Source organism: Pedobacter yonginensis, assembly GCF_003173595.1.
Taxonomy (GTDB): domain Bacteria; phylum Bacteroidota; class Bacteroidia; order Sphingobacteriales; family Sphingobacteriaceae; genus Pedobacter; species Pedobacter yonginense.
Genome location: NZ_QGNZ01000001.1, coordinates 1,239,715 through 1,253,164 on the forward strand (window position 1 = coordinate 1,239,715; position 13,450 = coordinate 1,253,164).

The window sequence follows — 13,450 nt, forward strand, 5'->3', positions numbered from 1 at the left end:
CTTCACGATGAACCCATACATTTTAGATCCGGCTGTACAAAACTTTATCAATGCGAATTTAAATGCAGATATAAATCAAATCGCCTTATCCAAAAGTGTATTCACCAACGTTTCATCGGCCGAGCTGGCCAGCCAAATAACAGCCAAAAAAAAATCAGAGAAAAAACTTCCAACTTGGTTTAGGCATGAAAACATTTTTTACCCACCTGCGCTATCCATTGAACAAACCTCATCCGAAACAACGGCTAAGTATAAATCTAAGCTCGCCATCGGAACACTTTTAATCGACTTAACAGGCGGTTTCGGGGTCGATTCCTATTACTTCTCTAAAGCAGTAAAACAAGTAATCCATTGTGAAATTAATGCTGAGCTGTCTCAAATTGCCCAACACAACGCCAGCATTTTGAACGCAGAGAATATCGAATTTAAAGCGGTTGATGGCCTCGAACTGCTAAAAACTGATGATTTGGTTTTTGATACCATTTATATCGACCCTGCAAGACGAGCTGAAAAAGGGAAAGTTTTTATGCTTCAAGATTGCACGCCTGATGTGGTCAGCAACCTTGATCTTTTACTGTCAAAGGCGAAAAGAATCATCATTAAAACGGCCCCGCTCTTAGATTTAACCGCCGGAATAAATGAACTAAAATACGTTAGCGAAATCCATATTGTAAGTGTAAAAAATGAGTGTAAGGAAATTCTGTGGATTTTAGAACGCGAGGCAACATCAGATGTAAAAATTGTTGCCCTAACCTTAAATGATACGGAAAAACAATTTGTGTTCTCAAGATCTGAAGCAGAGGTTTCTATACAATTTACTGATAGGATTAACGTCGGGCAGTATTTATACGAACCAGATGCTGCCTTGTTAAAATCAGGAGCATTTAATTTAATTGGTTCGAGGTTCAATTTACAAAAATTGCATCCACAAACCCAACTGTTTACCTCGGCTGATTTACAACCGAAATTTCCTGGTCGTATTTTTAAGATCCATGAAACCTACTCAACGGGAGATTTAAAGAAGCTGAAAAATTTGAGCGGAAATGTAATTGTGCGCAACTATCCGGCTAAGCCAGAAGAACTGGTAAAAAAATACAAAATCAAGCCACACCAAGAAAAATTTCTCATCTTCAGTAAAGTAGGTAACGATGAAAACTTAATTATATCGGTGGAGATTGTGCAGTATTACTAAAAGCAAAAAGCCCTTCTATTTGAAAGGCTTTTAGTTAGAGATGATGTAATTTTTTATAGATATCGCTTAAACTTTCTTCACGTTTACTGCTTGTAAACCCTTTCTGCCTTCAGCTACTTCAAATTCAACTGCATCGTTTTCTTTTAAGCTTTCGATTCCGCCCAAAACATCTTTAAAATGAACAAAAATGTCTTTGTTGTCTTCCTGAACAATAAATCCAAAACCTTTTTCAGTGTTAAACCATTTAACTTTTCCGGTTGCCATAAAAAATAAAAATTGTATTAAATAAATAAACCTTTTATGCTTTGATCAGCATTTCTTTAAACCAATTGGAATTTTTAGGAATTAAACAATCAGAAAAAGCGTTAATATTGAAACAAAACTATCAAATATAATAAAACGCCTATAAATTACAATTGATTTAAGCACTTTAAACAGTAAAGTTGAGTGTTTTAATAATTTTGCAGTATTATTTATTGGGTTGCGGGGTTGTACGCAGATATGGCTTGATCACTTTGTGTCCTTTAGGGAATTTTTCAGGTATATCTTCGGTTTTTATACTATTTACTACGATTACATCTTCTCCATCTGTCCAATCGGCTGGTGTGGCCACACTATATTTCGCGGTGAGCTGTAAAGAATCGATTACCCTTAAAACCTCATTAAAATTTCTTCCTGTTGATGCAGGATAGGTAATGGTTAATTTCACTTTTTTATCTGGGCTAATCACAAATAAAGATCGAACTGTTAGCGTCTCTGATGCATTTGGATGGATCATATCATAGAGGTTGGCTACCGTTTTGTCTGGATCGGCAATAATCGGGAACTCAACTGAAGTGTTTTGCGTTTCATTAATATCACTAATCCAACCTTTATGCGATTCGGCAGAATCTACACTCAATGCCAAAACCTTTACGTTACGCTTTTCAAATTCGTCTTTTAGTGCAGCAGTTCTACCTAACTCGGTGGTGCAAACGGGTGTATAATCGGCTGGATGCGAAAATAAAACACCCCAGCTATCACCCAGATAATCGTAAAAATCTATTTCTCCAATTGATGTATTGGCTTGGAAATTTGGTGCGGTATCGCCTAGTCTTATACTCATAATTTTAATATTTAAGATTGATTTAAACAAATCTAATCAATACTATACTAAATACATAGACTTCATATTAATTTAAGACACCCAGATTATATTTCCATAAAAAAACCCTGAAGGATAATCCAACAGGGTTCAATATATTAATTTGTTTGGGGTATTAGTAAACCTTTATCATAAATACATAATCTTGCAGTTTTTCTATCTGCTTCGTACGCTTTAATCCCGACAATAAACTTTTTTTGTTCGAAACCAATTTCTGACCCAATGAATCTTGCGGAATGGCCCGCATGGCTTCTAAAATATATTTTGATTTGATGGCGAAGGCTGCACCTTCCGTTTGATCTGGTTTACCGCTAATTACGCCAACCAAATTACCATTATTATCTAAAAGTGGGCCACCGCTATTTCCTGGATTAACTGAAATGGCTACCTGGTATTGCGTGGTATCTCCCACAAATCCATTCTTCGAACTCACATAGCCTTCGCCCAATACAGCATCATCTTTTGGATAACCCAAGGTATAAACGTTTTCGCCTATGCTGCTACTGTTCCTTTTAATGGTATAAGGCAATGAAGAAAGATTAGAAAAGTTTCTATCGCTGATTTTAAGGATTGCCATATCATACTGACTGTCCGTATAAACAGCCTTAACTTTAAATGATTCTCCTTTACTGTTTTGAACATAAAGTGAATCAGCTCCATTAATCACGTGTAAATTGGTTAAGATATAACCATTTGTTGAAATGGCGAAGCCTGTACCACCATAGCGACCCTGATTTGCAGCCTTATTTGGAAGCGATGAGTTAGCCGTTTTGCGAATGTCTCTAATTAAAGTGTTTTGAGTTTTAATAGCGTTGTTAACTTGGTAACTCAACTGAATCACTTTTTCGGCTTGTTGGCTATTGTGTTGTATAGAATATATTGATACCAACGAAAGCACAATGAATGAAGCGGCTACCGCAATGGCAGATTTGTGTTTACGCCACAGCTGAACGATTTTTGACGGATGAGGTTTTAATGTTGCGGCCAAAGCATCCACGTCAAGTTCCGAATGGATTTTATCCATTTGTTCTCGCAAATGTAATTGTTCGGCGTATTGTTCCATCTTATGTAAAAACACCTTATGCGAAACCACCTTATGATCAACTGTTGCATCCTTAGTGCGCAATTGTTCAAAAGCCTCAGTTTCCTGTGGAGTTAACTTACCTAATAGATAATCTTCAATAATTGCATCTAACTCTAAATCGTTCCTCATTTCAATTATTATGGTTGAAAAAATATTTTCTTTAAACGTTGCAGGCATTTATACTTCTGCGTTTTTGCATTATCTGTATTGGTGTAACCAAACTTCTCGCAAATATCCTGCATGGATAAATTGTGGATATAAAAATCCTGAATAATGGTTTTGCAAGGTTCACCAAGATGTTCGAGTGCGTGTTGCATTTTAACAAATTGAAGATCACGTTCTTCATGGTGCTCAACATCATCCTCAACAACAAGTACATCCTCATAATCGGTTATATTGCCAGCCTTTCTGCTATTTTGAGTTAATTTCTTAAGCCAAATCCGTCGACAAACCGAATAAATATAAGTTTTTAACTTACTGCTGAGTTCAAAATTCCCTTCCTTAATTTTGTTGTATAAAATTATAATGGCTTCCTGATAAACATCTTTTGCATCATCTTCATCGCCATTATTATTGAGGATAAATTGCAAAACCATCGCAAAATATGCCTTATATAACTTGTTAAGGGTGTCTTCGGAGTTATTTAGAATACCTAAAATAACCTCTCTATCTGTTGGAACTGAACTCTTTAAACTGTTATTCACTAGTTAATACATTTTTCGATAAATAGTAACCCAATATTAGACAAAAATATTTAGAGCTACTAGAATTGGTTAATACCAGTACACTTTAAACGGTAACCCAAAAAAGAAAATTAAAATATTTTTAATTTTTTTGTAAAAAACGGGTTACCTTTTTATCTTTGCGGCATTAATGACAGAAATTAATTACTAAATAAAAAAATAAAACATGAAAAATTCATTCAAATTAGGCTTTTTAGCTTTAGCTTTATCTTTATCAGTTGTTGCTTGTAATTCAGAAAAAAAAGCTGAAGGTGCTGATACATCTGTAACTGATTCTTCAACTATCGTTACTGATACAAACAAAGTTGATACTGTTGTTAAAGATTCTACAGTAAAAGATACTTCTGTTAAAGTAACTACAGAAAAAACTGAAGTTAAAAACTAGTTTTAATTATCTCATACAAAAGGCCTTGGAAATATTTTCAAGGCCTTTTTATTTATATTTTATTTTTTTGGGTTACCTTTTTATAATTTGGGTATTAACCATTGAAATTAATTAATTACTTAAAAAAAATTCGAAAATGAAAAATGCATTCAAATTAGGCTTTTTAGCTTTAGCTTTATCTTTATCAGTTGTTGCTTGTAACTCAGAAAAAAAAGCTGATGGCGCTGATACTACTTTAACTGATTCTTCAGCTATCGTTACTGATACAAACAAAGTTGATACAATCGTTAAAGATTCTACAGTAAAAGATACTACTGTAAAAGTAACTACAGAAAAAACTGAAGTTAAAAACTAATTTTAGATTAACTTATATAAAAAGGCTTTGGATTTCATCCAAAGCCTTTTTTGTTTTTATCAACTGCTAATTTTGGAGAATGATCCGGTATATCAAAGCGATTAGCACCACAGAGGAAGCAAAAGCATTACTCATTCCATTATTATATTTTCCTCCCAACAGATTTCTGGAAAACATATAACTCACCTGAGTTCGTTTAAACCATTAAGGGAGTTAATTATCGTTTGCATCAACGAATATCAATTACGATTTTAAAAAATCTTTTTTGCGTGTAAATTTCGCTCCTTAATTCTTATACATTCCGATTTTTGGGTAGTTAGACCTTAGATTTTAATCCCAGAAATTTATTTTTTCGATAAAAGAACCTTTCTTTCGAAAAACATGGGTTACCTTTTTATATTTTTCGTATAAAAGGTTGAATTAATTAATTTCAAACAACAACAAAACAAAAAAACATGAAAAATGCATTCAAATTAGGCTTTTTAGCTTTAGCTTTATCTTTATCGGTAGCTGCTTGTAACTCAGAGAAAAAAGATGGTGCGGCAGATTCTACTACAGTTGACACAACTGTTGTTGATACTACAGTTAAAGATACCATGATGAAAGACACCATGATGAAAGACACTATGATGAAAGACACAACTTCAAAAATGTAGTCTAAATCTACCATTAGAAAAAGGCTTTGGATTTATCCAAGGCCTTTTTTGTTTTCACAGGAATTCTTTACACATCAAAACCCGTTAAATCCATCAATTGTAGTAAATTTGCGAAAAAATATATTTCGCATAATGAATTTAACCTCACTCCAAGCCATTTCTCCAGTTGATGGTCGTTACAGAAAGACTACCGAAAGTTTAGCCGCCTATTTTTCTGAAGAAGCATTAATAAAATATCGTGTTTTTGTTGAAATTGAATACTTCATCGCACTTTGTGAGATTAATTTACCAGGCCTGGAAAAATTTGATAAAAGTAATTATGCGCAACTGCGGAAAATTAACCTGAATTTTTCAGAGGCTGATGCACTCGAAATCAAAGAGACAGAAAAGGTAACCAACCATGATGTTAAGGCGGTTGAATATTTTATTAAAAGCAAATTTGATCAGTTAAATCTTCAAGAATTCAAAGAATTTATCCATTTTGGTTTAACTTCTCAAGATATAAACAATACAGCAATCCCTTACACCATTAAACTCGCCCTACAAGAAAGCTACTATCCATCTATCGATGCCTTAATCGAAAAAATTAATGCTTTGGCTACAGCATGGAAAGACATTCCGATGCTCGCTTTTACACACGGGCAACCTGCATCTCCAACCAAACTGGGTAAAGAGTTTTTGGTTTTCGCTGAAAGATTAAGTATTCAGCTGGAAAACTTAAAAGCCATCCCAAACAGTGCAAAATTTGGTGGTGCCACCGGAAATTTCAATGCACACCACATTGCCTATCCACAAGTAAATTGGATAGATTTCTCTAACAACTTTGTAAACACAACCTTAGGCTTAAATAGAGCGCAACACACCACTCAAATTGAACATTACGATCAATTTGCTGCTCAATGTGATGCCTTGAAAAGAATCAATAACATCATAATCGATTTAGACAGAGACATTTGGACCTACATTTCGAAAAACTATTTCAAACAAAAGATTAAGGCAGGTGAGATTGGTTCATCGGCTATGCCTCATAAGGTTAACCCAATCGATTTTGAAAATGCAGAGGGAAATGCCGGCATTGCTAACGCATTATTTGAGTTTTTTGCGGCCAAACTTCCGATTTCTCGTTTACAAAGAGATTTAACGGATTCGACCGTATTAAGAAATATTGGGGTTCCATTGGCGCATACGCTCATTGCAATTCAATCCACGCTAAGGGGTTTAAATAAAATTATCCTAAACGAAGAAGCGTTGCATGCCGATTTAGATGACAATTGGGCCGTTATTGCTGAAGCCGTTCAAACGGTTTTGAGAAGAGAGAATTTCCCTAATCCTTATGAAGCCTTAAAGGAGTTAACCCGAACAAACTCAAAAATTAATGCCAGCAGTATTGCTGATTTTATTGAGAGTTTAGCGGTTGCTGAGGAGGTTAAGGTTCAATTGAGAAGCATCACTCCATTTAATTACACAGGGGTTTTTTAGCAATTAAATTGACGCTAAACAGACAGCGCAGAAAAGCTTTATTGATGAGTAATTGTTAATTTTGTTTATTCAAATTGATTAAGACATGACGATTAACGTATATACAGAACAAACTCCTAATCCAGCCACCATGAAATTCATGGTTAACAAGCTGTTAATTAATGGTAGTGAAGATTTTGCCACCAAAGAAAGTGCAGAAGTTTCGCCATTTGCCAAAGAGTTATTCAAGTTTAACTTTGTTGCTGGTGTGTTTTTTGCCAGTAATTTTGTTACGGTTACCAAAACTGAAGATGCTGAATGGGCTGATATTGAGGCCATTTTAAAAGAATTTGTAAAAGGCGCAGTTGAATCTGAATTAAAAATTAAGGAAGCCACTTCAGAAGAGGCACCTAGCTTTGAAGGTACGGAGACTGAAATTAAAATTCAGCAAATTTTGCACGATTATGTTCGCCCAGCGGTTGAGCAAGATGGTGGTGCAATCAGTTATAAATCTTTTGATGAAGGTGTGGTGACGGTTGAGTTACGTGGTTCTTGCAGTGGTTGCCCATCCTCTACTATGACTTTAAAATCTGGTATTCAGAACTTGTTACAAAGAATGGTTCCTGAAGTAACTGATGTTGTTTCGGAAGCACTATAAATTTTATTTTTACTGAAATAAATAAGGGCGTAACAAAATTTTGTGCGCCCTTATTTGTTTTTAAAGATCTATTTGAAATGTTTTTTTATGGCTGCTAACATTTCGCTTGTAAGCTTCCCATTAGTTGCAAGGATTTCTCGTTTATTGAAAAAATCATTACCTCCAGAGAAATCAAAAACTTCTCCCCCCGCTTGTTGAACGATAAAGCATCCAGCGGCAAAATCCCATTGTTGCAAATTATACTCAAAAAAAGCATCAAAGCGGCCGCAGGCGGTGTAAACCAAATCAATCGCTGCAGCTCCAATTCTACGCACGCCGTGGCTTTTCTGCATCATTTCTTGCAAAAGATTGAGGTATTGACTTTGTTGATCAAATTGATAGTAAGGAAATCCGGTGGCGAGTAAGCTCGATTTCAAATCAGGATTAGACGAAACCTGAATAATCTTCTTGTTTAAAAAAGCACTTCCTCCTTTAAAAGAATAAAACATTTCTCCCCTATTGATTTCGTAAACCACTCCAAGCACCGCCACGCCATCCTCGTAAAGCGCTACGCTGATTCCATAGGCGGGAATTCCGTGTATAAAATTGGTTGTTCCGTCTAAGGGGTCAATAATCCATGTATAAGTTTTTCCTTCTCGGCTTATTGTTTTTTCTTCTGTAATAAAGCCTGCATCTGGGATTAGTTTTTCGAGGTTTTGAACCAACTTTAGCTCCGCTGTTTTATCAACATATGAAACCATATCGTTTAAACCTTTGTATTCGATTGTGTTGGCATCAAATTTCATCGCTTCTTTACGGATGAAATTTCCCGTAAGCTTTACAATGGTGATAACCTTATTGCACAGTAATTCGTAATTCATACTTATTTAACAAAAAGACGCCTCTCTTGTTGGATTTTAATGAATTTGAGGCTAAGCAAGCTTATTTTTATTACGCAGTGCATAGGCTGAAAGGATAATGCCACCTAACACTAAAAATATCGAAATCATTTCTGCTTGTGTGAAAGATAGACCAAAAACATGGTATTTTGAGTTTACACGATACAATTCGATACAGAAACGTTCGACGCCATTTAAAATCATGTAAATGCCGAACATAAGGCCTGGAGCTTTTATTTTATCTCTAATTTGCCAAAGGAATGCAAAAAGAATTAAGCAAATGATTACCTCATAGATTGGTGTTGGATATACGCCCTGTGCAAGTTCTGCGCAAAACTTGCCTGTACAGCCTGGGATTGGAATGCCCTCACCTACAACATTATTTGGGTATTTGTAAGACCATAACCAATCTGGAAGCCACGAAAAGGGCTTTGGATTACTATTAACAATTCCCCAATCTCCATCTCCAGCCAAATGGCAGCCAATTCTGCCCACTGCATAAGCCAGCATCATACCCGGTCCGCCTACATCAAGCATGTGTAAAGGCTTAATTCCGTTTCTCTTGGCAATGATAAGCACCGCTGCACCCCCACAAATCAACCCCCCGTAAAATGTTAAGCCACTGAAAGACAATAGTCGTTCAATCGGATGTTGAACAAAGTCATCCCAATATTCTAAGTTATCGAAAAACTTAGCTCCCAGAAATCCCCACACCGCAGCCCAAACAATTAAGTTGCTCATCAACTGATATGGATGCACGGTTACTTCTACATTTTTAACCTTTGCGAGTTTATTTTTTTCTTTTTCTTTATAATCCCAGTATGCAAACAGCCCTGCAAAAAATAATCCACCAATGATGTTTCCTTTCAATGACATGAGGACAGACTGTGCATCGTTAACGAACAGACTGTAATTAACCAGTGCGTAAACGAGCTTGTACCCGATTATGAATCCAAACAAACCGTTTAAAATAAGTTCTGATGTTGTTGCAGGCTGACCTACAACCACTGTTTTCTTAAATGGATGTAAAACCCCAAGTGCTTCTTTACGCTTAAGTTCTTTGGTAAAGGCCCAATAGCCAGCTATAAATGCGAGCGCCACGAAAACGCCAAACGTATTGAACGGTAAGGGAAGATTAATCCCGAATAGGTATTGTAAAAAGTGCGAAACGGTTGGAAACATACAAAAAGTTTGATGCGAAGATAGTAAAGAAAGATTGAAGAAGAAAGACTAAAGACCGAAGACTAAAGACTAAAGGGGAAAGGGGAAAGACTAAAGACCGAAAACTAAAGACCGAAGACTAAAGGGGAAAGACCAAAGACCGGAGACCCGAGACTAAAGACTAAAGGGGAAAGACTAAAGGCAAAAGACTAAAGACCGAAGACTAAAGACTAAAGACTAAAGGCAAAAGACTAAAGACCGAAGACTAAAGGGTAAAGACCAAAGACCGGAGACTAAATGGGAAAGACCAGAGACCAAAGGCGAAAGACTAAAGGCGAAAGACGAAAGACCGGAGTTGAGAACTTTATATTTCTAGCTGACTAAACCTCAACACTTTTACTAGTGCTGTTCGTTAAAAATTAATAATTATCTAATATGTTGGCATAAAGGCAATTAGCTAATCATCACATCAACAAATTAGCTAATGATCACATCAAATAAGCTAATTAACGTTTTTAATTATTTGCTTAATGAAGCGCGTAAATTGTTTCCAATTCAGCTACTTCTACTTCGCCATCGGCAGTAATTTCTAGAAGCTTAACGGCTTTTAGCTCGTTTACCATGATTGGATCGTATTTGGCACGAACCTTTACATAGTTTTTGGTAAAGCCATGCATGTACCCTGATTTCTGATCGGCCTCAAAAAGCACCTCTGCATCGCTACCAATTTGAGATTCGTAAAATGCTCTACGTTTTTTATCGGAAAGAATGTGAAGCATTTTGCTTCTATCGTTTCTTTCGCTACCGGCAACTCTGCCACTCATTTCGGCTGCCAATGTTTGCTCGCGTTCTGAATAGGTAAATACGTGTAGGTAAGAAATATCGAGCTGATTTAGAAATTGATAAGTATCCAAGAAATCTTCTTTGGTTTCGCCCGGAAAACCCACAATAACATCTACCCCAATACAGCAATTGGGCATTACTTCCTTAATTTTTGCTACGCGCTCTACATATAAATCTCGGCGGTAACGACGTTTCATCAAGCCTAAAATCTTATCGGAACCTGATTGTAATGGAATATGGAAATGTGGAACAAATCTTTTTGAGGTGGATACAAATTCTATAATTTCATTACTTAAAAGATTGGGTTCAATGGAAGATATGCGGATTCTTTCAATACCTTCAACTTCATCCAATGCCTTAACTAAGTCGAAAAATTTATCTTCTCTTGATCCGTTTCGGATGCCAAAATCGCCTAAATTTACGCCTGTGAGTACGATTTCCTTAACTCCGCCCTCTGCAATTAATTTTGCACGGTTAACCACATTTTCGATGGTATCGCTCCTACTGGCTCCACGAGCCAATGGTATGGTGCAATAGGTGCAGGGATAATCACAGCCATCTTGCACTTTGAGGAACGTGCGGGTTCTATCTCCAATGGAATAGGAGGCAATAAAGTTATGATTAACTTTTTCTATGCTTTGTTGGTGAACTACCGCTTTTTGATTTTTAGTTAAGTCGGAAATATATTCAACTATTCTGAATTTTTCTGCGGCACCCAATACCATATCAACGCCCTCAATTTCAGCAATTTCCTGCGGTTTTAATTGGGCATAACAACCTACGATAGTTACATAAGCATTGGGTGAATACTTCAATGCTTCTTTAACTACTTTACGGCATTTTTTATCGGCGTGGTCGGTTACAGAACAGGTATTAATCACATATACATCAGCCTGATCTTGAAACTCTACAACAGAATACCCAGCATCGGTGAATAATCGACCAATGGAGGATGTTTCGGAGAAGTTTAATTTGCAACCTAATGTGTAAAATGCGACCTTTTTCATTGAGTCTGCAAAGATAAGAAATTTGTTTGGAGTTGTTGGTTTGGTGTATTGAGAACTTACAAATTGAAGACGATGCATTTGATATAGTTATGATCAATTCATCAATTAGAAACAAACTCTAGTATTACTTGGTTACCTAGTTTGAATTATACTCTTTAATGCAAGCTTCTATTGCCTCTAAACTGTAATCATCATTCTTCATAAACTTCTCTAATAACTCAGGCTTATCACTGATTAATTTATAAAAATTCTCCTTACGTTCGCGACGTGAACCAAAAAAAGAAGTACTTTTTACTTCAAAAAGTTCTCCATTTGATTTACAAGCATACCACTCTATGATGGACATGCCACTGCCACTAAAACTTCCTGCACCACCTGGGGCTCCAGGATGATATGCTCCACCACCATACGATCCGTATTCAAAAAGATCGATTTTACCCTTAATAATTCTTTCCAAAAACTCTGGTCTTCTTTTCCATGGGATTTGTCTTACCAAAAAGTTAACTTCTTTTTCAGCTTTGTAAAACTCTTTGATTTCTTGACGTTTAATTTTAATTGAATTATCGCTTCCTTGCGGTTTGAATCTATAAAAACCAAAGATCTCCTTTTCAATTTCACCTCGAATGGTATCGTTTGTTGAAGTGACAACAAAATCCTGAGCATGAAGCTGAGTGAAAAAAGTGCATAACAATGTAATACAAAAAATAGAGCGCAAAAGTATTTTCATGATATTATTAATATTTCGCGCAAAAATATTTAAAACTTTGAAAAATTGAAATTATTCCTGCCAACGGTAACTTTCTTGTTCAAAGCCTGCTAAATCTAACACTCGGCTTACAACGGTACCGGCAACCTCTTCAATGGTTTTTGGGAGACTATAATATGAAGGATTGGCTGGACAAATAATCCCACCGGCTTCGGTAATGGTTTTCATATTGTTGATGTGAATTAAACTAAAAGGTGTGTCCCTTACCACAGCAATCAGTTTTCTACGTTCTTTTAATACAACATCTGCGGCACGAGAAATTAAATCGTTGGAAATACCATGTGCGATCCTTCCTAAGGTACCCATAGAACAGGGAATGATAATCATGGTATCATATTTTGCGGAACCAGAGGCAAAGGGCGCATTGAAGTCGCTTTTGTTGTAAAATGTAAAGTTGTAATCGTTATAGTTTTGATTTCCCAGCTCAAAGCGCCAAACTTCTTTGGCGTTATCACTCATCACCACGCCTACGGCTTCTAGTTGATTGTTAAGCTTAGACAATTGATCGAGCAAAACTTTAGCATAAACAGATCCACTTGCACCGGTAATGGCAACGATTATTTTCTTTTTTATCATAATGAACAAAATTAGGCTTTATTGAAGACTTAATACAAAAAAGGGCCAGAACAAAGTTCTGACCCTACATCTACCTATGAAAAACATACCCTCGAAAGGGTAAGAACAAATATATATATTTTTTTAAAAAAAGATAATCGTTAACCATTAAATCGTTCAATAATGAAAATATTTAAGTTGACAAAAATCAATGAACTGAATTTCAATCTATTACAACTGTGAAAATAATTGCAAATTTTAACATTTACTTAATATTGAGGCATTTGTATGAGAAGTTTACATGTATTATGGCAATTTACTAAGACGAGGAGCAGTGAAAAGCTCGATTTTGTCTGATTAATTCAAAGTATAAATACCGAAATCGACGGGAAATATACGGTTGGATTTGAATATTTTTTGATTTCGGCTTAAAAGTGCGAGGATAAAAGTCACCCTAAATTTTAATTATGGAGGCATACATTGTGGCTATATCAAATATGTTAATTCTCAGCAAATTGTGTTGGCTTGCCTCGTTTGCAAAGGAAAAGCGTTGATGAAATCGGAT

The 13,450-nt window shown here is 35.9% G+C and carries 15 protein-coding genes; 6 read left to right on the top strand and 9 right to left on the bottom strand.

Annotation, left to right across the window (positions count from 1 at the left end; translation table 11 throughout):
• The first annotated feature begins 7 nt into the window (after positions 1–7).
• Positions 8–1,192, top strand: a complete 1,185-nt coding sequence (locus DHW03_RS05400; protein WP_109924685.1) for a THUMP-like domain-containing protein — start codon at positions 8–10, stop codon at positions 1,190–1,192.
• Positions 1,193–1,258: 66 nt separating this feature from the next.
• On the opposite strand, the gene DHW03_RS05405 is transcribed toward DHW03_RS05400, so the two are convergent.
• From DHW03_RS05405 to DHW03_RS05420, 4 genes are all read right to left on the bottom strand, one after another.
• The gene (locus DHW03_RS05405) at positions 1,259–1,456 is read right to left on the bottom strand and encodes a cold-shock protein (protein ID WP_109924686.1); all 198 of its coding nucleotides are present in this window, start codon (positions 1,454–1,456) and stop codon (positions 1,259–1,261) included.
• 205 nt (positions 1,457–1,661) lie between these two features.
• Complete coding sequence (locus DHW03_RS05410) at positions 1,662–2,297, bottom strand: peroxiredoxin (RefSeq protein WP_109924687.1); 636 nt, start codon at positions 2,295–2,297, stop codon at positions 1,662–1,664.
• A gap of 154 nt (positions 2,298–2,451) precedes the next feature.
• Entirely contained in the window at positions 2,452–3,549 is a 1,098-nt protein-coding gene (locus DHW03_RS05415; protein ID WP_109925020.1) for a S1 family peptidase, read from the bottom strand.
• An 8-nt stretch (positions 3,550–3,557) separates the two neighbouring features.
• Positions 3,558–4,124 carry an RNA polymerase sigma factor gene (locus tag DHW03_RS05420; protein ID WP_109924688.1) on the bottom strand — a complete coding sequence of 189 codons (567 nt, stop codon included), beginning with the start codon at positions 4,122–4,124 and terminating at the stop codon, positions 3,558–3,560.
• A 205-nt stretch (positions 4,125–4,329) separates the two neighbouring features.
• On the opposite strand from DHW03_RS05420, the gene DHW03_RS05425 reads away from it, so the two are divergent.
• From DHW03_RS05425 to DHW03_RS05445, 5 genes are all read left to right on the top strand, one after another.
• Positions 4,330–4,548 (top strand): hypothetical protein, encoded by a 219-nt coding sequence (locus tag DHW03_RS05425; RefSeq protein WP_109924689.1) that lies wholly within the window; start codon positions 4,330–4,332, stop codon positions 4,546–4,548.
• Positions 4,549–4,684: 136 nt separating this feature from the next.
• On the top strand, positions 4,685–4,903 hold the full coding sequence (locus DHW03_RS05430; RefSeq protein ID WP_109924690.1) for a hypothetical protein: 219 nt from the start codon (positions 4,685–4,687) through the stop codon (positions 4,901–4,903).
• Positions 4,904–5,358: 455 nt separating this feature from the next.
• On the top strand, positions 5,359–5,559 hold the full coding sequence (locus DHW03_RS05435) for a hypothetical protein (RefSeq protein ID WP_109924691.1): 201 nt from the start codon (positions 5,359–5,361) through the stop codon (positions 5,557–5,559).
• A gap of 132 nt (positions 5,560–5,691) precedes the next feature.
• Positions 5,692–7,038 carry an adenylosuccinate lyase gene (gene purB / locus DHW03_RS05440; protein ID WP_109924692.1) on the top strand — a complete coding sequence of 449 codons (1,347 nt, stop codon included), beginning with the start codon at positions 5,692–5,694 and terminating at the stop codon, positions 7,036–7,038.
• A gap of 85 nt (positions 7,039–7,123) precedes the next feature.
• Positions 7,124–7,675, top strand: a complete 552-nt coding sequence (locus DHW03_RS05445; RefSeq protein WP_109924693.1) for a NifU family protein — start codon at positions 7,124–7,126, stop codon at positions 7,673–7,675.
• Positions 7,676–7,743: 68 nt separating this feature from the next.
• Here DHW03_RS05445 and DHW03_RS05450 read toward each other — a convergent pair whose 3' ends face one another.
• The 5 genes from DHW03_RS05450 to DHW03_RS05470 form a co-directional block, all read right to left on the bottom strand.
• Positions 7,744–8,535, bottom strand: coding sequence for an inositol monophosphatase family protein (locus tag DHW03_RS05450; protein ID WP_109924694.1), 792 nt, complete (start codon positions 8,533–8,535; stop codon positions 7,744–7,746).
• Between the two features lie 51 nt (positions 8,536–8,586).
• Positions 8,587–9,735: a prolipoprotein diacylglyceryl transferase gene (locus DHW03_RS05455; RefSeq protein ID WP_109924695.1), complete on the bottom strand. Its 1,149-nt coding sequence runs from the start codon at positions 9,733–9,735 to the stop codon at positions 8,587–8,589.
• 506 nt (positions 9,736–10,241) lie between these two features.
• A complete protein-coding gene (gene mtaB, locus DHW03_RS05460) occupies positions 10,242–11,564 on the bottom strand; it encodes a tRNA (N(6)-L-threonylcarbamoyladenosine(37)-C(2))-methylthiotransferase MtaB (RefSeq protein ID WP_109925021.1) in 1,323 nt (440 codons plus the stop codon).
• A gap of 136 nt (positions 11,565–11,700) precedes the next feature.
• Positions 11,701–12,291: a hypothetical protein gene (locus tag DHW03_RS05465; RefSeq protein ID WP_109924696.1), complete on the bottom strand. Its 591-nt coding sequence runs from the start codon at positions 12,289–12,291 to the stop codon at positions 11,701–11,703.
• A gap of 51 nt (positions 12,292–12,342) precedes the next feature.
• A complete protein-coding gene (locus tag DHW03_RS05470; RefSeq protein ID WP_109924697.1) occupies positions 12,343–12,906 on the bottom strand; it encodes a UbiX family flavin prenyltransferase in 564 nt (187 codons plus the stop codon).
• Positions 12,907–13,450 lie beyond the last annotated feature (544 nt).